The sequence below is a fragment of the Thiorhodovibrio litoralis genome, from assembly GCF_033954455.1.
GTDB lineage: Bacteria > Pseudomonadota > Gammaproteobacteria > Chromatiales > Chromatiaceae > Thiorhodovibrio > Thiorhodovibrio litoralis.
This window is the reverse complement of sequence record NZ_CP121473.1, coordinates 1,380,712-1,402,500: the sequence shown is the minus strand read 5'-3', so window position 1 is coordinate 1,402,500 and position 21,789 is coordinate 1,380,712. Positions and strand designations below refer to the sequence as shown.

Annotated in this window: 18 protein-coding genes and 1 pseudogene (1 of these 19 only partly in view); 9 read left to right on the top strand and 10 right to left on the bottom strand. The window is 61.2% G+C overall.

The annotated features are described in order from the left end of the window. Together Thiosp_RS06145 and Thiosp_RS06140 are read left to right on the top strand one after the other, a co-directional pair. A protein-coding gene (locus tag Thiosp_RS06145) for a hypothetical protein (protein ID WP_323696875.1) crosses the window boundary here: on the top strand, positions 1 to 161 show its 3' portion. 103 nt of this gene lie to the left of the window's left edge; the window shows 161 of its 264 coding nt (coding positions 104-264); its start codon lies beyond the left edge, outside the window; it ends in the stop codon at positions 159 to 161. Positions 162 to 233: 72 nt separating this feature from the next. Next, on the top strand, positions 234 to 1,970 hold the full coding sequence (locus Thiosp_RS06140; protein ID WP_323696874.1) for a peptidoglycan DD-metalloendopeptidase family protein: 1,737 nt from the start codon (positions 234 to 236) through the stop codon (positions 1,968 to 1,970). 73 nt (positions 1,971 to 2,043) lie between these two features. Here Thiosp_RS06140 and erpA read toward each other — a convergent pair whose 3' ends face one another. The 5 genes from erpA to Thiosp_RS06115 all read right to left on the bottom strand — a co-directional run bounded on the left by erpA (position 2,044) and on the right by Thiosp_RS06115 (position 5,483). Then, positions 2,044 to 2,400 (bottom strand): iron-sulfur cluster insertion protein ErpA, encoded by a 357-nt coding sequence (erpA, locus tag Thiosp_RS06135; protein ID WP_407702771.1) that lies wholly within the window; start codon positions 2,398 to 2,400, stop codon positions 2,044 to 2,046. 340 nt (positions 2,401 to 2,740) lie between these two features. After that, positions 2,741 to 3,505 carry a DUF6776 family protein gene (locus tag Thiosp_RS06130; protein WP_323696873.1) on the bottom strand — a complete coding sequence of 255 codons (765 nt, stop codon included), beginning with the start codon at positions 3,503 to 3,505 and terminating at the stop codon, positions 2,741 to 2,743. A 72-nt stretch (positions 3,506 to 3,577) separates the two neighbouring features. Next, positions 3,578 to 4,663 carry an N-acetyl-gamma-glutamyl-phosphate reductase gene (gene argC / locus Thiosp_RS06125; protein ID WP_323696872.1) on the bottom strand — a complete coding sequence of 362 codons (1,086 nt, stop codon included), beginning with the start codon at positions 4,661 to 4,663 and terminating at the stop codon, positions 3,578 to 3,580. 103 nt (positions 4,664 to 4,766) lie between these two features. Next, a complete protein-coding gene (locus Thiosp_RS06120; protein ID WP_323696871.1) occupies positions 4,767 to 5,135 on the bottom strand; it encodes a HesB/IscA family protein in 369 nt (122 codons plus the stop codon). A 183-nt stretch (positions 5,136 to 5,318) separates the two neighbouring features. Then, on the bottom strand, positions 5,319 to 5,483 hold the full coding sequence (locus Thiosp_RS06115; RefSeq protein WP_323697105.1) for a rubredoxin: 165 nt from the start codon (positions 5,481 to 5,483) through the stop codon (positions 5,319 to 5,321). A gap of 181 nt (positions 5,484 to 5,664) precedes the next feature. On the opposite strand from Thiosp_RS06115, the gene Thiosp_RS06110 reads away from it, so the two are divergent. Beyond that, positions 5,665 to 6,924, top strand: coding sequence for a NupC/NupG family nucleoside CNT transporter (locus Thiosp_RS06110; protein ID WP_323696870.1), 1,260 nt, complete (start codon positions 5,665 to 5,667; stop codon positions 6,922 to 6,924). Positions 6,925 to 7,213: 289 nt separating this feature from the next. Here Thiosp_RS06110 and Thiosp_RS06105 read toward each other — a convergent pair whose 3' ends face one another. Beyond that, complete coding sequence (locus Thiosp_RS06105) at positions 7,214 to 7,360, bottom strand: hypothetical protein (protein ID WP_323696869.1); 147 nt, start codon at positions 7,358 to 7,360, stop codon at positions 7,214 to 7,216. A 71-nt stretch (positions 7,361 to 7,431) separates the two neighbouring features. On the opposite strand from Thiosp_RS06105, the gene Thiosp_RS06100 reads away from it, so the two are divergent. The 5 genes from Thiosp_RS06100 to Thiosp_RS06080 all read left to right on the top strand — a co-directional run bounded on the left by Thiosp_RS06100 (position 7,432) and on the right by Thiosp_RS06080 (position 12,262). Continuing rightward, positions 7,432 to 8,010, top strand: coding sequence for a hypothetical protein (locus tag Thiosp_RS06100; RefSeq protein ID WP_323696868.1), 579 nt, complete (start codon positions 7,432 to 7,434; stop codon positions 8,008 to 8,010). Further along, positions 8,007 to 8,849 (top strand): class III cytochrome C family protein, encoded by an 843-nt coding sequence (locus Thiosp_RS06095; protein WP_323696867.1) that lies wholly within the window; start codon positions 8,007 to 8,009, stop codon positions 8,847 to 8,849. Before Thiosp_RS06100 ends, Thiosp_RS06095 begins: the two co-directional genes overlap by 4 nt. A 137-nt stretch (positions 8,850 to 8,986) precedes the next feature. Further along, complete coding sequence (locus Thiosp_RS06090) at positions 8,987 to 9,649, top strand: EF-hand domain-containing protein (protein ID WP_323696866.1); 663 nt, start codon at positions 8,987 to 8,989, stop codon at positions 9,647 to 9,649. 27 nt (positions 9,650 to 9,676) lie between these two features. Continuing rightward, the gene (locus Thiosp_RS06085) at positions 9,677 to 10,612 is read left to right on the top strand and encodes a cation diffusion facilitator family transporter (protein WP_407702770.1); all 936 of its coding nucleotides are present in this window, start codon (positions 9,677 to 9,679) and stop codon (positions 10,610 to 10,612) included. A gap of 18 nt (positions 10,613 to 10,630) precedes the next feature. After that, complete coding sequence (locus tag Thiosp_RS06080) at positions 10,631 to 12,262, top strand: RNA-binding domain-containing protein (RefSeq protein WP_323696865.1); 1,632 nt, start codon at positions 10,631 to 10,633, stop codon at positions 12,260 to 12,262. Positions 12,263 to 12,336: 74 nt separating this feature from the next. Here the strand turns inward: Thiosp_RS06080 and Thiosp_RS06075 are convergent. The 3 genes and pseudogenes from Thiosp_RS06075 to Thiosp_RS06065 all read right to left on the bottom strand — a co-directional run bounded on the left by Thiosp_RS06075 (position 12,337) and on the right by Thiosp_RS06065 (position 14,156). Next, positions 12,337 to 13,162: pseudogene (locus Thiosp_RS06075) on the bottom strand (AAA family ATPase). 144 nt (positions 13,163 to 13,306) lie between these two features. Continuing rightward, on the bottom strand, positions 13,307 to 13,852 hold the full coding sequence (locus Thiosp_RS06070) for a phosphoenolpyruvate carboxylase (protein ID WP_323696864.1): 546 nt from the start codon (positions 13,850 to 13,852) through the stop codon (positions 13,307 to 13,309). 40 nt (positions 13,853 to 13,892) lie between these two features. Then, the gene (locus tag Thiosp_RS06065; RefSeq protein ID WP_323697103.1) at positions 13,893 to 14,156 is read right to left on the bottom strand and encodes a phosphoenolpyruvate carboxylase; all 264 of its coding nucleotides are present in this window, start codon (positions 14,154 to 14,156) and stop codon (positions 13,893 to 13,895) included. 230 nt (positions 14,157 to 14,386) lie between these two features. Here Thiosp_RS06065 and Thiosp_RS06060 point away from each other — a divergent pair, with 230 nt between their 5' ends. Further along, positions 14,387 to 14,674, top strand: coding sequence for a type II toxin-antitoxin system TacA family antitoxin (locus Thiosp_RS06060; protein WP_323696863.1), 288 nt, complete (start codon positions 14,387 to 14,389; stop codon positions 14,672 to 14,674). A 449-nt stretch (positions 14,675 to 15,123) separates the two neighbouring features. Here Thiosp_RS06060 and Thiosp_RS06055 read toward each other — a convergent pair whose 3' ends face one another. Continuing rightward, a complete protein-coding gene (locus Thiosp_RS06055; RefSeq protein WP_323696862.1) occupies positions 15,124 to 21,747 on the bottom strand; it encodes an FG-GAP-like repeat-containing protein in 6,624 nt (2,207 codons plus the stop codon). Positions 21,748 to 21,789: the final 42 nt, after the last annotated feature.

Genomic DNA, 21,789 nt, shown 5'->3' with positions numbered 1-21,789 from the left:
AACCCAATGTTACCGCTGCGCAATACGTGAATGGCGCACTGGCTGGGCTCGGATTTGCGATGACCAAGCTTAACCCGAAAGCCTGCCTGCCGGCAGCAACGGGCGCGGCTGCTGGCGCTCCGATCGCAGATTTAGTTCACGAAAGTAAGAAGATTCGTTGACCTTCTCCCAACATCGTCTAAACTTGCAGCTTAAGTAGTTCGCCTTCAAAAACGGCATCTTGGAATTGATTTATGATGCGTGACTACAAGTTTCGCGTACGCGGCCATGGATTCCGGCGTCAGCCGAACCGTCGCTCGCGCCGGGCGCTCCGCCTTGGGTTCCTGGCGTTGGCGGCCGGTGTCAGCTATACGATCGTACAGGTGGCAGTCTCCAACGCACCGGCCACACTGACAGCACCGTCCCCCGAAGGCTCGGAGGTCATTGAGCTGCCATTGCCACCTGGGCCACTGCAGGACGACGGCCAGTCGCATCCGCCAACACTCGGACAGCGTAGCCAGTCACCCAGCACCGCGTCTCAGGAAAACAGCAGCCCTAACACGGCGCAGGCACTCAGTGTTCCGCTAAGCATTTCGCCTTACAATGACAGCGATCCCGAGTTCCAACTTGCGGACCCGCTCCAGGAACTTGCCGGTCTCACGCCCGCTCTGCCGGATCTGTTCGGCATGAGCCAAGAGGAATTGCTCGAGCTCTCGCTTAGCAATACCCCGACGCTGGCACTGCAAATCGACACTCTAGCCTTGGGAGATGCTGCGGGGGAAGACGGCGATCAGCACACCGGGGAACAAACCAAGACCCCGCCCGCTTTGCGGCAAGGCCCCTTCCGCCTGGATTATGAAGTTCAACCGGGCGACACCCTGGGCACCATCCTGGAGTCACAGGGGCTGCCTGGCCGCATGGTCTACCAGATCCTCGATCAGGTCTCCAAAACCCATCGCCGCCGCCTTGAGCAAATACGCCCTGGCGAAACCATTCGCCTGCACTTCGACCAAGCACTCGAGCTCGAGCGACTTGAGTTCAAGCTCAGCGCCACCGAGCGTCTGATGGTCTCCCATGACGGGGACACCGTGACCACCTCGGTGAATTCCGCCGCGATCGAACCTCGCCGCCAGTGTTTGACCGCGGTGGTAAAGCATTCTCTTTATGGCGCGGCCAAGAGTGCTGGCATCCCGGATCAGGTCACCCAGCGCGCCATCAACATCTTCCGTCACCAGATCAACTTTGCCCGTCAGACCCGCGAGGGAGACAAGCTCTCCGTGTTGTTCGAGCAAATCTACGCCGGGGACGAGCCGATCAAGACAGGGCCGGTACTTGCCGTGGAGTTCACCAACGGCAACAAGCAGTACGCCGCCGTGCGCTACACCACATCGAAAGGCGTCACCGATTACTTTACAGCCGATGGGCAGCCCGTCGACAAGGGTCGCTACAGCTTCCTGCGCACCCCGCTGAACTATACCCGCGTCAGCTCAGGTTTCACCCTCGCCCGAATGCATCCGGTTCTGCGCCGCATCCGCCCCCACACCGGGGTCGATTTCGCTGCCCCTGCCGGGCGCCGCGTGCTTGCCGCCGCCGATGGAAGAGTCCACTTCAAAGGTCGCAAGGGGGGTTATGGCAACATTGTCATCCTGCGCCATGGCTCAAAGTACGAAACCCGTTACGCCCACCTGATGCGGTTCGCCAAGGGTCTATCGAGCGGCGGGCGAGTCACACGTGGGGACACCATCGGCTACGTGGGCCAAACCGGGCTTGCGACCGGTCCACACCTGCATTACGAGATTCGGATCGACGGGACTCCCGTCAATCCGCTAACCGCCAAGCTGCCATTCCTCAATGAGTTCAACGACAGCGAAAAAGCACGCTTCCGCCGTCAAACTAAGCCGCTAATGGCAGAGCTGCAACGTACCAGAGAGCCTGCTTTGTTAGTGGACGCTCGCGACCCCGATTCGCCGGAATCGAGCGGCTTCCACTGAGCGGAATTGCCCTTATTCGCCTACTCCGCTGAACGCTGCCGCCCCACACAAACGCGTGTGGGTGAGCAAAATGTTAAACGCCGAACGACGACCCGCAACCGCAGGTGGTGCTCGCATTCGGATTGCGGATGACAAACTGAGCGCCTTGCAGTCCCTCGCTGTAGTCGATCTCGGCACCCATCAGATACTGCATGCTCATCGGATCGACCAGCAGCTTGACACCATCGGTCACAACCTCGGTGTCACCGTCCTGGATCTGCTCGTCGAAGGTGAAGCCATACTGGAAACCAGAGCAGCCCCCGCCCTGGATGTAGACCCGCAGCATCAGCTCCTCATTGCCTTCTTCCTTAATCAGGTCGGCCACCTTGGAAGCGGCCGAGTTGGTGAAGACCAGAGGAGCCTCTCCGGTCAGATCAGTCGTCATTGTCATAACTGCCGTCTCTTTGTTGATGTCACTGAGCCTGGATTTTGTTCCGGGATTTGATTCCGGGATTTGATATACGGGTGTGATTCCATTTAGGCCTGATCGCACTCGGGCTCGGTTGAGCCTGGCCGGAGCAGCCGAGAGCATCTCTGCTTACTAAGGGTGTGACCGTCGCGGGCTCGAATCAAGACCATTCTGGTCTTATCCGTGGCGAGGCAACTCAGTTCTCCCCCACCCCGTCGGCTCTGAAGACCGCGGGAGCCGTTGAGTTAAGGCATGACCTGTGCCCGATGTTGCTTGCGGAAAAATCGCTAGGGAATCAAGTCCCCTTTGGAACCAACTCGCCTCAGTCCCCCAATGGATCATCGGCTGGCTCTAATGCGACCGGTTGCATCCGCTCCGGCCCCCAGGTCTGCGCTTCCCAAGGGTAGGTACGAGCGGAAGAGATGAGATTCTTGACCAGTGGCTCGATCTCGATCGTCAGTGTCAGCGGCTGGAAGCCCTCGGGCAACATGAGCAGACCACTGAAATTCTGAAAGAACTCGAAGTCCATGCGATGTGACGCCGGCTCCGAGCCCTGAAGTTGAGCCGCACTGCGCGACACCGATTCGCCCTCAGGCGTCTTGCCCTCAATCCGCAGTTTAACCCGCCCGGATGTCTGGCCAAATTCCGAAATCAGCTGAGCCACGGTGAATCGGTAGCCAAATTCCCGTGGCTTTTCGGTCTCCCATAGCTCAAAGTCCTGCACCTGCACCACACCACCGCCGCCTTCCCGGATCAGGCGCTCCAGCGCCGAAACCTGCTTGGCGTACTCGTGTCGCTCGTGCTGCAATTCCTCGAGTTGAGCCTGCGCCAGGCGCTTGGCCTCGCGATCGATCGATTGAGCTCGCTCGAGTCCGGCAATGCGCTCCTCCGCCGCCATGAGGGACTCACGCAACTCACGCCGGTCGCTCTCAAGCTCGCGCAGCTCGACGAGCGCGTTGTCGGCATCATGGTAAGCGAGCTGATAGCCGAGCACGAAAGCGCTACAAATTACAGCCAGCCAGCCCAGCGTAACAAACAGCCGGAATCCCGCGCCCGGTGCGCCAACACGCGCACCCGTCCCACCCATGTTCGGATTCCATCCCATCTGATCAATTCGCTACTCGAATCAGGGGAAGCCGGCTTCTGTTAAAGCACAGCCTTAGGGTGTCCAAGCCAGATCGGTCAGGCCGGTCGTCTCGGCAAGACCGAACATCAGGTTCATGTTCTGAATCGCCTGACCAGCTGCCCCCTTGACGAGATTGTCGATGACCGCCTGCACCACCACTGTGCGCCCTGGCATGCTGCCGCCATCTCCGCCTGCGGGGCCGTCCGGCACCGTCACGGCTAATCGACAAAGATTGGTCCCACGCACCGAGCGGGTTTCAGGCGTCGAGCCAGCCGGCATGACATCGACAAAGGGCTCAGTCCGGTAGCGCTCCTCGTACAACCTTTGCAAAGCATCCGCTGTAAGACTTGATCCGTTTTGATCCAGACGAGAATAAAGGGTCGCCTCAATGCCGCGAATCATGGGCAGCAAATGCGGAACAAAAGTCAGCCTGATCTCGGGCGAACCTGCCCGCTGCGCTGCGCTCAGGGTCTGGTGGATCTCCGGTTGGTGGCGATGCCCCGCCACACTGTAAGCCTTGAAGCTCTCACCCACCTCAGCCATCAACAGCCCGGTCTTCGCCTGACGACCGGCGCCACTGACTCCGGATTTGACGTCCGCAATCAGAAAGTCGACATCCACAGCGCCGGATTCAATCAAGGGCAGAAAGCCGAGCGATACCGCAGTTGGATAACAGCCGGGGTTCGCGACCAAGTGCGCTTTACGCAAGGCCTCACGATTGATCTCCGGCAGCCCGTAGACGGCCTCGGCGAGCAAATCGGGGCATTCATGGGGCATGCCGTACCAGGCCGCCCACAGGTCAGGATCGCGCAGCCGGAAATCCGCGGCCAGGTCGATCACCCGCGCGCCAGCCTGCAGCAATGCCGGCGCCTCCTTCATGGCGGTTCCGTTAGGCGTTGCGAAGAACACCAGATCGCATCCTGACAGCGATGCAGCGTCAGCCGGCGCAAAAGCGAGCTGGCAGCTGCCCCTGAGTGCTGGGAAGTAGTCGCTTACCGCTCGCCCCGCCTCGGCGCGGGAGGTCACCACCTTCAACTCAACATCCGGATGGCGCAATAGCAGGCGCAACAACTCGGAGCCGGTATAGCCAGTCGCGCCAACAATACCTGCCCGGATCATCGTGCTTGATCCCCACGGATGCCCCCACCGAGGACTTTGCCGGCCAAGCACGGGGATTGGAACACCCGAGTTCGGCATTGCTCAGCGCCGAAAACCCTCGCGGTCATGAAGAGCAGCCACCCTGGCTGGATGAGCCGCAACTACTGCAGCCACCGCCCTGAGTCGGCAAATTGTTAAAAACGAATGTGGCGTTACCGTCGCCCTGGTCGACAAAGTCGATCTCAACGCCACGCAAATAGCCGAGCGTGTCGTCATCCACGACAACTTTGAACTCATTAAAGTCGCGTACGCCGTCCTGCTCACCGATGTTGTCGGTGAAGGTCATACCAAAACTCACCCCGCTGCAGCCTCCGGCGGCGGCATAAACCCGCACGCCCTGCACCCCATCCTCGACCTGCGCAAAAAGCTCGGTCATTTTGTCAACTGCCGGCCCAGTCAGGGCGACTTCGGATTCTGTCAAAGCGATAGACATGAACTCACATCACTCCATAGCAAGGATTCAATTACTTGAAAACCATAGCACGAAGATCGGACTCTTATCCAGGACATTTCGAGCAGAATCGACGCGCCACAACCGGACGCGGGGCATGCAATTCGGCGGCCTACAGCCCTGCCGCCCCGGTGACCGTGTTCATCACTTGCAAAGCTGGCACCTTCACAGCTCGACCATTTCGAAGTCTTCCTTTCCCGCATTGCACTCTGGGCATACCCAGCTGTCGGGGACATCCTCCCATCTCGTCCCCGGCTCGATGCCATCCTCAGGCCAGCCTTTCTCTTCGTCATACACCAATCCGCAAAGCAAGCAAACATAGCGCTTCATCATCATTACCCGTTACTCTCGTCAACAAACTTCTGGCTGATATCGGGGAAATTGTGCGCGACCAGGAAGGCGCTTGCAATGGCGTGTGGTGTTTCGACCGCACATCCCGATCAGGCTTTTCTTTCCGCACAAAGCCGCATAAGGTGCGCCCCAAAGTTTGCGCTTTCACTGGTTATCGCAGATGTCAGAAACCCTCGCCCCGACCTTGCAGGCCCTGTTCGGGCTCCTCGTCCTGCTTGGCATTGCCTGGCTGTTGAGCGAGTCGCGCCGCGAAGTCTCCTTGCGTCTGGTGCTTGGCGGGCTTGGGCTGCAATTGCTGCTCGGAGTCCTGCTGCTCAAGTGGCCCGCGGCCAAAGAGGCCTTTCTGCTGCTCAATGAGATGGTTCTGGCGCTGCAAAAGGCAACGGACGCGGGCGCCCAGTTCGTCTTTGGCTACCTTGCCGGCAGCGAGGCGCCGTTCGCCGTCACTGCGCCCGAGCATGGCTTTGTCTTTGCCTTCCGCGCCCTACCCTTGATTCTGGTGGTCTCAGCCCTGTCGGCGCTGCTGTTCCACTGGCGCGTGCTGCCGCTGGTGGTGAGAGGCTTTGCCTGGGTGCTGCGGCGCACGCTCGGCACCAGCGGCGCGCTGGGGCTGGCCACTGCGGCCAATGTCTTTATCGGCATGACCGAAGCGCCGCTGCTGATCCGCCCCTACCTCAAAACCATGTCACGCTCGGCGCTCTTTGCACTGATGGTGAGCGGCATGGCCACCATCGCGGGGACTGTGATGCTGCTCTATGCAAGCATCCTGAGCGGCATCATTCCCAATGCCATGGGCCAGATCCTGACCGCCTCACTGATGAGCGCCCCGGCGGCGCTGGTGATTGCCGGCATCATGCTGCCCGAGGCCTCGCAGCGCGAGCCATTCGACGCGCACATCGAAATCGAATCCGAAAGCGCCATGGATGCGATTACCCGCGGCGCGCTCGCCGCCATTCCGCTGATGCTGAACGTGATGGCTCTGTTGATCGTCATGCTGGCGCTGGTCAGCCTGGCCAATGATCTGCTTGGCCTGCTGCCTCAGGTCGCCGACGCGCCCTTGAGCCTCGAGCGCCTGCTCGGCTGGGTATTCGCGCCCATCGTCTGGCTGATCGGCATCCCCTGGCAGGAGGCCCAAACCGCCGGCGCCCTCATGGGCACCAAGACGGTATTGAACGAGCTGATCGCCTATGTCCAGCTCACCCAGCTCTCACCCGACGCACTGAGCGAGCGCAGCCGTTTGATCATGCTCTACGCCCTGTGCGGCTTCGCCAACTTCGGCAGCCTGGGCATCATGATCGGCGGGCTTGCGAGCATCGCGCCCGAGCGCCGCTCGGAGATCGTCGCCCTCGGGATGAAGTCCATCCTCGCCGGCACCCTGGCCACATTGATGACGGGCGCCATTGCCGGGTTGCTGCTATAGATCGGCAGATCGAAAGATCGAGCAGAGGCCTCTCCAGCCAGTCTCCGAGCCCAGACGCAAGCAGGCGCAAACAATGCGCCCAATGCACCGGAGCCCGGTTCCGACCGACTCTCCCAGCGATTCTCGCCCAGTGATTCTCGCCCAGTGAGTCGCACAAGAAAAGGCCGAAAGATGTGCACCTTCAGGTCCGGTTTGGTACCTGACGATTCGCTGACAAGGACGTATAGCCTTCTGTCAGCCTGACATCGCTATTGTGCTCCGCAAGGTCGCGGCCATCGCGACCGACCCATCACGGCTGATTTAGCAAAGGACAAAAACCATGACCACGACGACCCTTGCAATCCTGATCGGCACTTTCATCCTGGGCCAGGTAGCGGTCTTTGGGCTTTTGGGCCTTCATCGACAGCGCGCCAGATACCGTGCGCTGGATCAGCAAGATAGCGGGTTTCAGGCGAAAGAGGCGAGGACAGGGCGACATCCCTCTGGCGGACACCCATTGGTAACACCATGAAATTCTCGATCCTTAGCAAAGAAATCCTGCCGTTATTGGTGATGTTCGGCTCGCTGCTCGTCGCGACCGCTATCACCGATGCCTTGCTGCACCTTTTTGGGCTGATGTGGATTGGCCGCTATCTGGGCATTCCCGGAACCATCCTGATCCTGCTGTCCTTCTTCTATTCGATGCGCAAGCGCAAGCTGATTGAATTTGGCAAGCCGAAGGGGCTGTTGCGCCTGCATGAGGTGCTGACCTGGCTCGGGGCGCTGATGATCATGGTACACGCAGGCATCCATGTCTACGCGATCCTGCCCTGGCTGGCGCTACTGGCGATGCTGGTCACGCTCGCGAGTGGCATGACGGGCAAGTACCTGTTGGATCGCTCGCGGCGCCAATTGAAGTCGCAACGCGACGCTTACGAAGAGCGCGGCCTGACGGGTAAGGCCGTCGACAAGGAGGTTTTCTGGGATTCGGTCACCGTGGATCTGATGAAGCAATGGCGCGCCGTCCACTTCCCGATCACGCTCGCCTTCGGGGTTCTAGGGCTCACGCATATTCTTAGCATCTTCCTGTATTGGCAATGGAAATGAACAAAAAGCTGATCTTCACCATTGTTGCCGCAAATCTCGCGCTCCTGGTGCTACTCGCCTTCCTCTATCCGCAAGCGATGATCCAGCCCGGCAAGCTGATCGACGCGCACGCGGATCTTGAGACAGACTGCTTTGCCTGCCATACCCCCTTCCTCGGCAGCCAACCAGGCAAGTGCATTGAATGCCACAAACCTGCCGAGATCGGTCTGGTCACCACCAAAGGATTGGCAATCGGGAGCGAACACAAACTTACCCCCTTTCATCAGGATCTGATCGAGCAGGACTGCGTCGCCTGCCATAGCGACCACAAGGGTGTGCAGTCCTTCCGACCCATCGGCCAGTTCTCCCATGACCTGTTGCAGGTCAATCTGCGCGACACGTGCAGCGGGTGCCACAATAACCCCGGAGACAGCCTGCATCGCGGGACCACTGACAACTGCGGACAGTGTCACTCGCAGCAGGATTGGACACCCGCCACCATCGACCACGACCGCTTCTTCGTGCTCGACCGGGACCATCAGGCCAGCTGCCAGACCTGTCATCTGAACAACGACGTCAGTCGCTACACCTGTTACGGTTGCCATGAGCACTCACGCTCCAACATTCGCGAGGAACATGTCGAGGAAGGCATCTACGATTATGAGAACTGCGTCGAGTGCCACCGCAGCGCCGACGAAGACGACATCCATTGGGAAGAAACTGATCGCCATGAGCGTCGACGCCGATACCTCGACGCCCCGCAGGGATCATGGGACCAAGATTTCGGCCAAGAGCGCCGTGGCCAGCATGGCGACGATGACGAGGATTACGAGGATGATGACCATGGTCATGACGACTGAACCGCATTCATCGCGCAAGATTTGCACAATTCATTCACGTTCTTTGCAATGTTTTGAATCATAATCGAGTCGTAGAGCGTTCAAGGTCATCCCCCCAAAGCATCTACGAAGCATCGACCAATCAACGGAGAACCCTGATGGAACATAAGACTCGAACCCTCGTCCTTAGCGTCGCCATGATCGTCGCCGGCGGCGCGCCGTTCGCGCTCGCCCAACCTCCCGGCCCCATGCCCTTCACCGTCTTCGATCAGGACAGCGACGGCATCGTGACCGAGCAAGAATTCAACAGCATTCGCGCTGAGCGCATGGCCGCCCGTGCCGCTGCGGGAGCCCCAATGAACGGAGCAGCCAATGCGCCGACCTTTGCCGACTTCGACAGCAATGGCGATGGTCAATTGATGCCCGACGAATTCGCCGCTGGCCAGCAGGCGCGCATGCAAGGCCGTCCGGGGATGGGGCCTGGAATGGGAGCGGGGATGGGATCAGGTCAGGGAATGGGCATGGGGAGAAATATGCCGACCTTCAACGAGTTCGATCTGAACGCGGACGGCAGTCTCAGCGAACAGGAATTCTACGAGGCGCGGGCCAATCGCATCGCAGAGCGCTCGAAACAAGGCTACCAGATGCGCAATCTGGCCAACGCACCCGCCTTTGGTGACGTGGATCTCAACAACGATGGCCTGGTCGATCCGCAAGAATTCGCCACAGCTCAGGCCCATCACATGAACCGGAACCGACAGCAAATGCAGTCGCCGCCAGTTTCACCAGCGCCAGCCAATCCCAACCAGCCTCCTGAATAAGCGGGAATCCGCCACGAGGGGCGCGCTTTGAGCTCAAAAAATACAGCAGCGGCACCCACGCCGGTCGCGTCCGCAACATTCGCCGAGACCGGCCGACTGCTCCGGCTGGCGACCTATGCATCAGTCGCCACGGCCACGGTGCTGATTCTGGCTAAACTTGTGGCCTGGCTGCTGACCGGTTCGGTCAGCGTCCTGGCCTCGCTGGTGGACTCGACCATGGATGCCGGCGCATCCCTGGTCAATTTGCTGGCAGTGCGCTGGTCGCTGCTGCCTCCGGACGCCGAGCACCGCTTCGGTCACGGCAAAGCGCAGGCACTGGCGGCATTGGGACAGGCGACCTTCATCGCCGGCTCGGCGGTCTTTCTCGGTCTCCAGGCCGTCGACCGCCTGCTGCATCCTAGAGCGGTCGTCGAGATCGGCGTCGGTATAATGGTCATCGGCTTCGCGATTGCCATCACCCTGGGACTGCTCGCGATCCAGCATCACGTCATCCGCCGCACCGGATCGCCCGCAATCAAAGCCGACGCGCTCCACTATGCGACGGACCTGGCCACCAACACCGCGACTCTGATCGCGCTCGTCCTCGCCGGGGCCGGCTGGTCGGGCCTTGACCCGCTGTTCGGACTGGCCATCGGGCTCTACATTCTCTATAGCGCGGTGCGCATCGCCCTTGATGCCGTCCAACTGCTGATGGATCGCGAACTGCCCGAGCCGCAGCGGCAGCAAATCGTGGAACTGGTCAGCGCCGTCCCCATGGTGCGCGGCGTGCATGGTTTGCGCACCCGGCAGTCCGGCCAATCGCTTATCGTGCAACTGCATCTTGAGCTCGACGATCAGCTGCCCCTGGTCGCCGCCCACCACATCGCCTTGGAAGCGGAAGCGAAAATCCGCGAACACTACCCAGACTCCGACATCACCATTCACCAAGACCCGGTCAGTCTTGGCGAGGAAGCGGATGCTTAACCTCCCCCGACATCTCGGATGAAAACCTTCTCCCTGCTCAAAACCTCGCCGACGCCCGTGCGCAACCGGCTGTTCCTCGATCTGCTATTGCTGCTCGCCGTCACCGTCGGCGTGTTGATTAGCGCCAACCTGCTGCTGATGGAGGATATCCGTCACGATGTCGCGGCGGCCCGGATCGACAATGCCAAGGCGCTGGTGCGCGATGAGGTGCGCGCCCTGCTGACGCCGGTGGAGCAGCAACTGCTGATTATTCGCGATCGCCTGCGCAACGCCGATGCGTCGCCCCCGCAGACGCAAGCCGCCGCGCGGAGCTTGAATGCGCAATTGATGCCATCGCTCAATCACATCCCGCAGATAGCGGGCATTGCCTTTGCCAACGACCGGGGGGAAGAGTACTTCCTGCGCCGCGATGGCGAGAGCTGGCTGACACGTCTGCGCAGCGCGGGCGAGAACGGGCCTTTTCGCTTTCAACACTGGAGCCAACTCGACGAGCCGGGCGAGGTCAAGACAACCCAGCTCGACTATGACCCGCGCGAGCGCCCCTGGTATGAGGAGGCGCGCGACTTGCTTGAGCAGGGCCGCGACGGCGAGAACGACTTCGCCTGGAGTCCGCCCTACCGCTTCGAGTCCCTGGATGAGCCCGGGGTGACGGTGTCCAGCGGCTGGACTGGCGACGGCCAAGTGCGCGTGCTGGCGCTGGATGTGACCCTGGCGCGCATTCTCGACACTGTTGACCGTCTCCCGCTCGACTCCGGCGCCGGCTTTCTGTTCGATGGCCAGGGCGGCGTCTACAGCGATCGGGATGATAAAGAACGCTCGAGCACCAAGGGGAGATTCTTCTCTGCCGAGACAGAGCATGGCGGGCCACTGCGCTTCAATGCCATCGCCGCCTGGCGCGCGGCTGGGCGTCCGGCGCAGCAGCTGGTGCGCTTTAGCAGCGACGGGCGCGACTGGTGGGGTGGCTTTCTGCCGCTGACCGGCGATGCCGAGGATGCCTGGATCGGCGTGGCCATTCCCGTCTCAGCCAATCTTGGCATGCTACAGAGCCGCTGGTATCTGCTCGCCATCACCGCCCTGGCGATCCTCGCTCTCGGGGTCGGCATGGCCGCGCTGCTGGTGCGCAAATACAGCCATCAGCTGCGCGAACTGCCCAAGCGCGGCATCGACACCCAAGACCCGGAAGCCGACATCCGCGCCCTGATCAGCCGTGGCGAAGGCACCCATGTCGAGTTCAAATCGACCATGCGCATGAACCTGCACACCGGCAAGGCCGGCAAAGAGATCGAGCTGGCTTGGTTGAAAGGCGTTGCAGCATTTTTAAACACCGAGGGCGGCGTGTTGCTGATCGGCGTCGCCGATGATGGCGAGATGCTTGGGCTGGACGCCGACGGCTTCGCCAACGACGACAAATGCCAGCTCCATTTCAAAAACCTGATCAACAGCCATCTGGGCGCCGAATACACCCGCTTCCTGCGCCTCGAGCTCTACCGCATCGAGGACAAAACCATCGCAGCGGTGGAATGCGAGCCGGCCGACATGCCCACCTATCTGCGCAACAAAGGCGCGGAGTCCTTCCTGATCCGCAATGGCCCGTCGAACATCGAACTGCCGATCAGCAAGGCGCTCGGCTACATCGCCGGGCGGTTTTAGTTGATTTTCATGCACAACCGATGGGACATGAGGTTGTTGCGGCAGCACAGAAGTGTCAGGGGTGGGTTCATGGCTCATTCAGAGCAACTCAGCACCTCAAACCCCACCACATTGCGCTCTTCCTTGCTGAACTCTACGCCGATGAGGTGAATCGGCTGCTTGAGGGCGAGGTACTTGTCAGCATAGCCTTTGGCTTGCAGTTGCTCAATCGCCCGCCCTTCGGGAATGAGTTCCACCACCTTGAATTCAAACAGATAGACCTGGTGGTTGAATTTTACCGTCATGTCGATGCGACCGTGGTTAGTCACATCCTCGGGGATGATGTCCAGCCCCAGTGAGGCGAAGTAGGCGTAGAACACACTGGCCCAGTAGCCTTCGTAGTGGCTGATGGGGTTATTGCGGTACCAATCGTGCGGGATGCTGGCGTATGTCGAGAATCGGCTTGTCGTATTCATCCACCAACACCACAACGCGTTGACAGAAGTGTTTCCTCGTCTGTTCGATCAGTTCGCCGAAACAGCCGGGGATATTCTGACGGGTGCAGGGGATGCCCAGCCTGTGCTGGTTAGTCTCCAGCAGCTCCCAAATCTTCTCATCCAGTTGTGCACGACTCTCCAGCCGCCCTTCGGCAAAGCTGATGCGAATCACCGGATAGCGGATCGACCAGTCCCATTTGTCGTGACAGTAGAGACCGCGAAAGAGCGCTTCGTTGCCCTCAAACAGTTCGCCCAGAGTGTCGATGAACAGCGATTTACCAAAGCGCCGGGGTCGGGAGAGAAAGTAATAGCTGCCTTCGTCAATCAGGCGCAGGGCCAGCTGCGTCTTGTCGACATAGTAGTAGTCTTCGCCACGGATCTTGGCGAAGGTCTGGATACCGATGGGGAGTTTCTTGCGCTGCATGGGCCAATCGTAGCATCCCCTTGCCTGCCGTTGATGGCCAAGACGAGGTTCGGGACGGGGTGCCCCCCCGTCCCGCTGGCTCTTTCCCGGAAATTGCCTGGGCAGCCGGCGCGGCGCCAGTTCAGGTTCCGGCGCCGGGCGCGGCTAAGCGAACAAACCCGCTAGGTCGGTATCGGCGCTGTCCTGATGACCGATCAACGCTAGCCCTGGCATGTCCTGTCCTGCGCCCAGCTCCGCACTTGCCTCTGCTGGCAGGAACCGGTTGTGGTACTCGGGGCTTTGCATGAACCCTTCGATCATCCCCTGCGCGGTGAAACCCTGATCCAAGTGCCCCTGCCAGCACTCATAGCCGCCGGCATCGGGCGCACGGTCTAATTGTCCCAGGTACAAACTATCCACATGACTGGCGCTGTGGGTCACGGAGATGACGTAGGCGCCAAAGGCCTCGGGGCTGATCTCGGCGCGCAGGCGGGCGACCACCTCAAATCCCTCCAGGGTCTCGCGCGTTTCGGCGGTCAGGGTGCCCTTGTCGATCACAAAGGGGTGCGGGTGCCCGATGGCCTCGCCCAAGGCCACCAGCTTCTGCTCCTCGCTGAAGGCTTCGTAGAGCGGGGCGCCGAGCTGGTGCGCGAACAGCTCGACCACCGCCTGGGTATGGCGGGTCGATTCCTGGCGGATGTCGAGCTGCATCAGATGGAAGCCGAAGGTCTCGACAAGGCGAATCAGATCCTTAGAGTCCGCCCTCGGCGGCGTTGGAATCCCCCTGGCTGATCAGGGAGTCGCGAATCAACTGGAGGTCGGCCAGAAATGCGCGGGCATCGGGGTAGCCCTCGGGCAGATCGACGTCCTCGCCATGCAGGCGGGCGCGCAAGCGTGCCAGATCCGCCGTCAGGCGATGCTCCATGATGACCAGCTTGCGCCGGTAGGGCTCATGCACATAGCGGCGCTGGCTTTGGCTCATGGTGTCGAGCCAGTAGTCCTCGTCATCGTCCAGGCTGTCGAGGAAACGGGGCGAGGGCTGGCTCAGGGCGCTGGAGTGGCTCGACTGCAGCGCCGCGTAATTGCCGAATTTGCTTAATGCACGGGGGGGTATTCATGGCCGTGGGGCTTTGGTCGGATTGTTGTCAATCCGTGGGTGCGTGGCGGGAGCTTTGACTCTTTGGTCTGGAGATATACAATGCATATCACCATTCTCCTCATCCGAAGCCGAGGTGCGCCATACCCATGTCGCCGTCCACTGTCAAATCCGAGCAATCCACCCGCGCGGTTAGCCTGCGGGTACGCGACGAGATTCGCGGGCTGATCGATCAGGCGGCCAGAATTCAGGGTCGGTCACGCTCCGATTTTATGATTGATGCTGCTCGGCGGGCCGCTGAGGAAACACTGCTTGACCAAACCCTGGTTCGTGTCGATCAGGAGACCTATGAGCGCTTCCTCGCCGTTCTTGACCAACCCCCAACTGAAGCGGGTTACCAGCGCCTGATGTCAGCGCCAACCCCATGGAGCGATTGACCCTCGAAGCCCCCGCGCCGCTCACCGGGACGCATCGAACCGATGCTTTCTCCTCTGGTGTCCCAGCGCTTGACGAGTGGTTGACTCGCCGTGCCGCGTTGCCGTCGAACGCACCCGGGCTGCAAGCCGGATTCTTGGTGTTCGCGGACTGCTTGTTCACGCTCTATCCGTAAAGGCCGCAGCCTTCTATACCCACCATGGATTCGTCCCGTCGCCGACGAATCCTTTGACACTGATCCTATCGCTCAAACCGGGTTAGTGATTGCGTCGTCTGTGCGCTGTTTTGAGAAAACCCCGATGCTCTGAGCGACGTCGGCACCTTCCGGCACGAGGGCTCTTGATGAATCGGCGATTGGATCCCGCTGTTCATGATCGCCCCCTGGGCTGAGCTGGTGCGGCGGCACTCCTGCCCTCCAAGCATGGCTCGGGCAGAAGTGCCGCAGCCGCCTCTACAACGGCAGCATCTCCCAGTCGATGTTGGCCGCGAACGCGGCCTCAACGCTTAGCGCGTCCGTGTCAGCCCTCTCGGGGCCGAGCGCCTCGGCCAGTTCGGTGTAGTTCAACTCCTCCTCGCCGAGGATGTAGTGGAAGGTCTCCGGTGCGCCGAGCAGGGTGACGGTATGGCCCTGAATCGTCAGCGCCAGTCCATCGGTGAGGAAGCGCGCGCTGGTGATCGCCGCGTCTTCGGGTAGATAAACCTGGCTGACTTGGTTGTCGACAAGGGTGACATCGCGCGACAGCTCCGACTGCAATTGGTAGCTGTCCGCGCCACCGAAGTCGATAATCAGGCTATCGCCGCTGTCGATGACAAGGCTGGTGTCGCCGTCGTCAAGATAGCGGATGCGCCCAGGACCGCCGGCAATGGTGCCGTCGGCCTGCACCGCGCCGCTGACGTTGGCTTGATGCGGCTCGGTGCTGCCGGGTGCTGGGACGGTGGTGTCGAGGACGTGCGCCAGTTCGGTGTAAGTAAGCAGGGTGCCCGCCTCGGGATCGTCCGGATCGCCGCCGAAGACATAGCTGTGGGCCTCGGGCGCGCCAAGCAGCGTGAGAGTACCGCCAGGCAGGCTGAGTTCGAGTCCGTCGGCCAACAGGCGCGCGCCGGTAATAATCAATCCCTCCGGCAGGTTAACGATGCTGGCCTGGTTGTCGACAAGCCGCACATCACCGATAAAGGCCTCGGCGAGGGTGTAGGTATCCTGCCCGCCGAAATCGAGAATGCGCGGATAGGTGCCATCGACCAAAATGCGGTCGTTGCTGTCTGGCAGGTAGCGGGTGGTACCAAGAGGCTCGGCACGATAACCAGGCGCACCGGGATCGGTGATGGCACCGGCAGCCGGGTTGCTGTCGAAGGGGCCGTTGTCCTCAATGACAAAGTCAAGCCGGACCTTGCCGCCAACCTCGGTGACTTGCCCACCATACTCGGGGCTGGCGAGGTTGACCCAGCTGCCTGCGCTGTCTTGTTTCCAGAACCCGTTGATTTGCTCCTCATCAGGGATGTCGGGGTCTTTTTCGACTAGCAGGCTGAAGGGAATGTCGCCCGCATGCTCCGTGCCGTCAGGTACTTCGGCCGTCGCTTCGAAGCCAATCAGCCCCAAGGGCATGTCGATCCCATCGCGTTCGTCGGGCGCTGGCGCGTCGGATTGAGTGACCGATTGAATGGTGACGCTGACGCTCGGTGTCGCTGGGCTCTCAGAGCCCGGGTCTTCGCCCTCTCCTGCGCCCGCGGAACTTGCGCCGCCCCCAGCCAGGGTCACGTAGACTGCTGGCGCATCGGGATTCTCGGAGACCTTTTCTGTGTCCAGAATGGGCAAGGACGCGACATCTTCCTGCTCATTGTCAGGGGTGCCGTCGCCATTGCCGTCCCCTGTCACCGTCTCGCCGTCTGTTCCAGGCAAAGCAGGAACTTTGCTCTCTTCGCCATCATCAATGCCGTCGCCGTCGTTATCCGTCGGGGTCGATGGAGGGGGCGAAGGAGGCGCGCTGCCGCCAGTGTTCTCATTGACGTCAGTCACGGTCACAGTGATGGTCTGAGTATCGCTGGCAGCACCGTCGCTGGCCTTGACTTCGACCTCGTAGGTGTTGTTTCCGACGGTGTCGCCCTGATCCTGCGGGTTCTCGAAGTCGGGGGCGTTGATGAAGCTCAGTGCGCCGCTGTTGGCGTCGATCTGGAACAGGGCTTGATCCGCTCCGCCACTGAGGCTGTAGGTCAGGGTATCGCCGCTGTCGGCGTCGGTGGCCTCGACGGTGGTGACGGCGGTGCTGTTCTCGGCAACAGTGACTGCGCCGGTGGCACCACCGCCATCGCTGTTGATGGTCGGGGCGCTGTTGTTCCCCGAAACCGTGATGCCGTTCCCGGTGGTGTCACTTATGTCCCCGCGGGTGATCGGGCCGTTCCAATCATCGGCGGCGGCTAGATTGTAGGTGGTGCTGTCGGACGACTGGGTGCCATTGGCGTCGAGCAACGCATCCACCGCATCCTTGTCGCTGCCCGACAAGGTGGCGGTGAAGGTGGTGGCGTCGGTGATCTCGATATCGCTGGTGGTAGTCAGGGTGAAGGCGGCGCTGCTGCCGCCGGCACCGGTGAAGGTGAGCGTGGAGAGGTCGATGTCGTTGGCGTCACCCGTCAGGCTGACGAAGTTGGTACCGGTAACCACCAATGCGCCGGTCAGGCTGTTGTAAGTGGCGCTGGTGATCGTGGGCGCTGGAACCTGGCTGAAGGTGACGGCTTCGTAAGCATTGGCGCCGTCGTTCAGGAATAGAGAGAAGGTGCGGTTGCCTTGGGTGGAGGCAGTGTATTGAAGGCTTGAGATCAAGACTTCAACATCGCTTTCTGTCATCTGATCATTGAATTCGATGCGCAAGGCGTGACCGTTTTGACCGTCCTGGGTGGCATTGACGACTGCCGCGGCGTTTGGGGTAAAGCCAGTCACCGAGATCGTTTCACCCGCAGCAATCTGGCCATCGTTGCCTGAGGTTGCATCATTGGTATCGAAGGAAAAATTGCCATCCTCTGTGCCTTCGATCTGGGTGATCAGCAGATAGCCGTTCGCGAACTCTGGGGTATTGCGAATCGACGTCACACTCACCAAATCTGGACTTGCGGCGTCAATATACTGCGGCCTATTCACCGTGAAGACTGAATTGTCGCCTTGCAGATCAGCGATCTTGCCATCTTCGCCAGTATCGTTGATCACGGTGACTGGGATGGTTTCGCTACTGGTTCCGCTCGTCGAGTCCGTTGCCGTCACGGTCACATCGTAGATATTGTTGGAGCCAGCATCCGTTGGGGTTTCGTAATCGGGGCCGTCCGCGAAGCGAAGTACACCGGTCAATGCGTCGATGGTGAATTTAGCCTGATCAGCGCCGTCGGTGATGCTGTAAGTGACCGCCCCCTGCAAACCACTGAGATCGAGCGCGTCGCTCATGTCGCCGACATAGGTGGTGTTTTCGGCTATCTTGGGCGCGAGCAGGTCCTGTCCGAGCCCGCCGGGATCGACGATGCGCCCCGAGGTTGAATCGCTGTCCCAGGGGCCGTTGTCCTGGATCGCAAAGGTGATCTTGGTCTGGTTTCCGATCGTGGTGACGTCGGTTGCCAGATTGACCCATTGGCCGCTATCGTTCTGTTTGAAATAGCCAGCCACACCATTGCCACCGTCGACCAACATCGTGATGTTGGCCGTTTCATTGTCTTGAAGGCCATCAATCTGGAATGCGAACTGGCCCAGCGGCATCTTCAGTCCGCGGGGCAGTCCGCTCGGGGCGGCGTCGTTGGTCAGATCGGCCCAACGGCCCGTATCGGTAACAAAGGTGGCCGGGACATTGCCCACGGTATCGATCGTCTTGGTGCTGACGTTCAGCCACACCTGGGTCGGTCGGGCGTCATTGCCCTGCACGGCATCGAGGTCACCATCGCCATCGACATCGCCCAGCGCGACGCTATTGGTGGAATTTATCTCCCCTATGGAGACGCCGGCGGCGGTGCCAAAACCGCCGCTGCCGTCGTTCAGCCACACCCGGGTAGGGTCGAAGAAATTCCCCTGCACGACATCAAGGTCGCCATCGCCATCGACATCACCCAGCGTGACGCTGTTGGTGGCTTGACTCCCCAGGGTGGCGCTGGCGGCGGTGCCAAAACCGCCGCTGCCGTTGTTCATCCACACCCGGGTTTCTTCGCCGTTATTCCCCTGCACGACATCAAGGTCGCCATCGCCATCGACATCGCCCAGCGCGACGCTGGTGGTGGCGTGACTCCCCAGGGTGGCGCTGGCGGCGGTGCCAAAACCGCCGCTGCCGTTGTTCAGCCACACCTGGGTCGGTTCGTTGAAATTGCCCTGCACGACATCAAGGTCGCCATCGCCATCGACATCGCCCAGCGCGACGCTGCGGGTGTTGTAACTCCCCAGGGTGGCGCTGGCGGCAGTGCCAAAACCGCCGCTGCCGTTGTTCAGCCACACCTGGGTCTCTTGGCCATCATTTCCCTGCACGACATCAAGGTCGCCATCGCCATCGACATCGCCCAGCGCGACGCTGGTGGTGCGAGATATCCCCACCAGGGTGGCGCCGGCGGCGGCGCCAAAACCGCCGCTGCCGTTGTTCAGCCACACCCGGGTCTCTTGGAAGTAATTCCCCTGCACGACATCAAGGTCGCCATCGCCATCGACATCGCCCAGCGCGACGCTGAGGGTGTTGTAACTCCCCAGGGTGGCGCCGGCGGCGGCGCCAAAACCGCCGCTGCCGTCGTTGAGCCACACTTGGGTCTCTTGGCCGTTATTCCCCTGCACCACATCAAGGTCGCCATCGCCGTCGACATCGCCCAGCGCGACGCTGCGGGTGTTGTGACTCCCCAGGGTGGCGTCGGCGGCGGAGAAGGCGCCGGGGGAGTTGGCGTCAGTGGCGACGGTGAATTGCAGGCTGTGCCCTTCGTCGAGCGCTGCGCCGCTGGCCGCCTGAACCCCGGTGGTCAGCTGCACAGTCACCGTCTCGCCGGGCTTGAAATCGGTGGTGGGGTCGAAGGTCAGTGTCTCGCCGCTGGCGCTGAAGCTGCCCGTGACTTCGCCGGTCAGCGAGCCCCACACTTTGATGCTGTCGCTGTCGTAGCTGCCACCGGCGATGGCCTCGGGGAAGGTGAGAACGATGTTGTCGCTGGCCGTGATATCGGTGTCGTTGCGAGTGACGCTGTCGGCGTCCATCGTGGGTGGCTGATTCAACCACACCTGGGTCTCTTGGTCATAATTCCCCTGCACGACATCAAGGTCGCCATCGCCATCGACATCGCCCAGCGCGACGTTGCGGGTGTCGTAACTCCCCAGGGTGGCGCCGGCGGCGGTGCCAAAACCGCCGCTGCCGTCGTTCAGCCACACCCGGGTTTCTTGGCTTTGATTCCCCTCCACGACATCAAGGTCGCCATCGCCATCGACATCGCCCAGCGCGAGGTTGCGGGTGTCGTAACTCCCCAGGGTGGCGCCGGCGGCGGTGCCAAAACCGCCGCTGCCGTTGTTCATCCACACCCGGGTTTCTTCGCCGTTATTCCCCTGCACGACATCAAGGTCGCCATCGCCATCGACATCGCCCAGCGCGACGCTGGTGGTGGCGTGACTCCCCAGGGTGGCGCTGGCGGCGGTGCCAAAACCGCCGCTGCCGTCGTTCAGCCACACCTGGGTCGGTTCGTTGAAATTGCCTTGCACGACATCAAGGTCGCCATCGCCATCGACATCGCCCAGCGCGACGCTGCGGGTGTTGTAACTCCCCAGGGTGGCGCTGGCGGCAGTGCCAAAACCGCCGATGCCGTTGTTCAGCCACACCTGGGTCTCTTGGCCATCATTTCCCTGCACGACATCAAGGTCGCCATCGCCATCGACATCGCCCAGCGCGACGCTTGTTGTTACGTCACTACTACTCCCCAGGATGGAGCCGGCAGCGGTGCCAAAACCGCCGCTGCCATCGTTCAGCCACACCTGAGTCTGGCCTGCATTCCCCCGCAAGACATCAAGGTCGCCATCGCCATCGACATCGCCCAGCGCGACGCTTGTTGTTACGTCACTACTACTCCCCAGGATGGAGCCGGCAGGGGTGCCAAAACCGCCGCTGCCGTCGTTCAGCCACACCTGAGTCTGGCCTGCATTCCCCTGCACGACATCAAGGTCGCCATCGCCATCGACATCGCCCAGCGCGACGCTATTGGTGGAATTTATCTCCCCTATGGTGACGCCGGCGACGGAGAAGGCGCCGGGGGAGTCGGCGTCGGTGGCGACGGTGAATTGAAACACCTTCGGCCCGCCGACGGCACTGGTGACGGAAACGCTGACCGTCTCGCCGGGCTGGAAGTCTTTACTCTGATGGAAGGTGGCTGTATAGGGAGTCGCGTTGATCGAGCTGTAGGTGAAGTAGCCGCCGATGTCGCCGCTCAGGCTGCCCCAGACTAAGACGTTGGAATTATTGAGATTGGTGCTCGTATTGAAGTTTAGAGTTAGGTTGGCGTCGGTGGCGATGTCGCCGGAGTTGGCGCTGGGCGTCCAACCCTCCAATGTCAGGGGCGGGGGCGGCGACCCCCCTCCGTCGGTCGGCGCTAAGGCGCCGCCATAGTCGGCCGCTTGCAGCGCTGGGGTGGTGATCGTCCCCACGGTGGCTTCCAGGCGCCAGTCGCCGCCTTGGCCGGTGCGGTTGATGGAGGCGGCGACATCCGCGTCGGTGATCTCCGAGAGACGTTGGATGAAGCGCTGGCCCGCCAGGCCGGCGGCCAGATCGCAGCCATAGAGCAACAGATCGCCATCGACCGACAAGGCCTGACCGAGTTGCTTGAGCTTGGTCTGGACATCGGCCTCGTTTAGCGTCGCTTCGACCAGCTTGTCCGACCCAAGATGCAGCGCGCCGGGCGTGCCATGACTCAACAGATGCATCGCATCGTAGCCGGAGTGTCTCGCGGCCCAGGCGGCCATGCGCGCCAGCCCGCCGTGACTGGCCTCGATCAATACCACCTCGACCCCGTCCCGAACCCCATCCGCCAGGGTCGGCCAATCGGCGAGGGTGGTATCAAGAAAGACGACTTCCTTACGGGGTGCGATGGTGTTATTCATGGTTGATCACCTGGGCCAGCATTGGGGCAGACATTGCGCATT

Coding starts and splice junctions, on each gene's coding strand:
- Thiosp_RS06140 (WP_323696874.1), top strand. CDS start 234: ATGATGCGTGACTACAAGTTTCGCGTACGCGGCCATGGATTCCGGCGT.
- erpA (WP_407702771.1), bottom strand. CDS start 2,400: ATGACAATGACGACTGATCTGACCGGAGAGGCTCCTCTGGTCTTCACC.
- Thiosp_RS06130 (WP_323696873.1), bottom strand. CDS start 3,505: ATGGGTGGGACGGGTGCGCGTGTTGGCGCACCGGGCGCGGGATTCCGG.
- argC (WP_323696872.1), bottom strand. CDS start 4,663: ATGATCCGGGCAGGTATTGTTGGCGCGACTGGCTATACCGGCTCCGAG.
- Thiosp_RS06120 (WP_323696871.1), bottom strand. CDS start 5,135: ATGTCTATCGCTTTGACAGAATCCGAAGTCGCCCTGACTGGGCCGGCA.
- Thiosp_RS06115 (WP_323697105.1), bottom strand. CDS start 5,483: ATGAAGCGCTATGTTTGCTTGCTTTGCGGATTGGTGTATGACGAAGAG.
- Thiosp_RS06110 (WP_323696870.1), top strand. CDS start 5,665: ATGTCAGAAACCCTCGCCCCGACCTTGCAGGCCCTGTTCGGGCTCCTC.
- Thiosp_RS06100 (WP_323696868.1), top strand. CDS start 7,432: ATGAAATTCTCGATCCTTAGCAAAGAAATCCTGCCGTTATTGGTGATG.
- Thiosp_RS06095 (WP_323696867.1), top strand. CDS start 8,007: ATGAACAAAAAGCTGATCTTCACCATTGTTGCCGCAAATCTCGCGCTC.
- Thiosp_RS06090 (WP_323696866.1), top strand. CDS start 8,987: ATGGAACATAAGACTCGAACCCTCGTCCTTAGCGTCGCCATGATCGTC.
- Thiosp_RS06080 (WP_323696865.1), top strand. CDS start 10,631: ATGAAAACCTTCTCCCTGCTCAAAACCTCGCCGACGCCCGTGCGCAAC.
- Thiosp_RS06070 (WP_323696864.1), bottom strand. CDS start 13,852: ATGCAGCTCGACATCCGCCAGGAATCGACCCGCCATACCCAGGCGGTG.
- Thiosp_RS06060 (WP_323696863.1), top strand. CDS start 14,387: ATGTCGCCGTCCACTGTCAAATCCGAGCAATCCACCCGCGCGGTTAGC.
- Thiosp_RS06055 (WP_323696862.1), bottom strand. CDS start 21,747: ATGAATAACACCATCGCACCCCGTAAGGAAGTCGTCTTTCTTGATACC.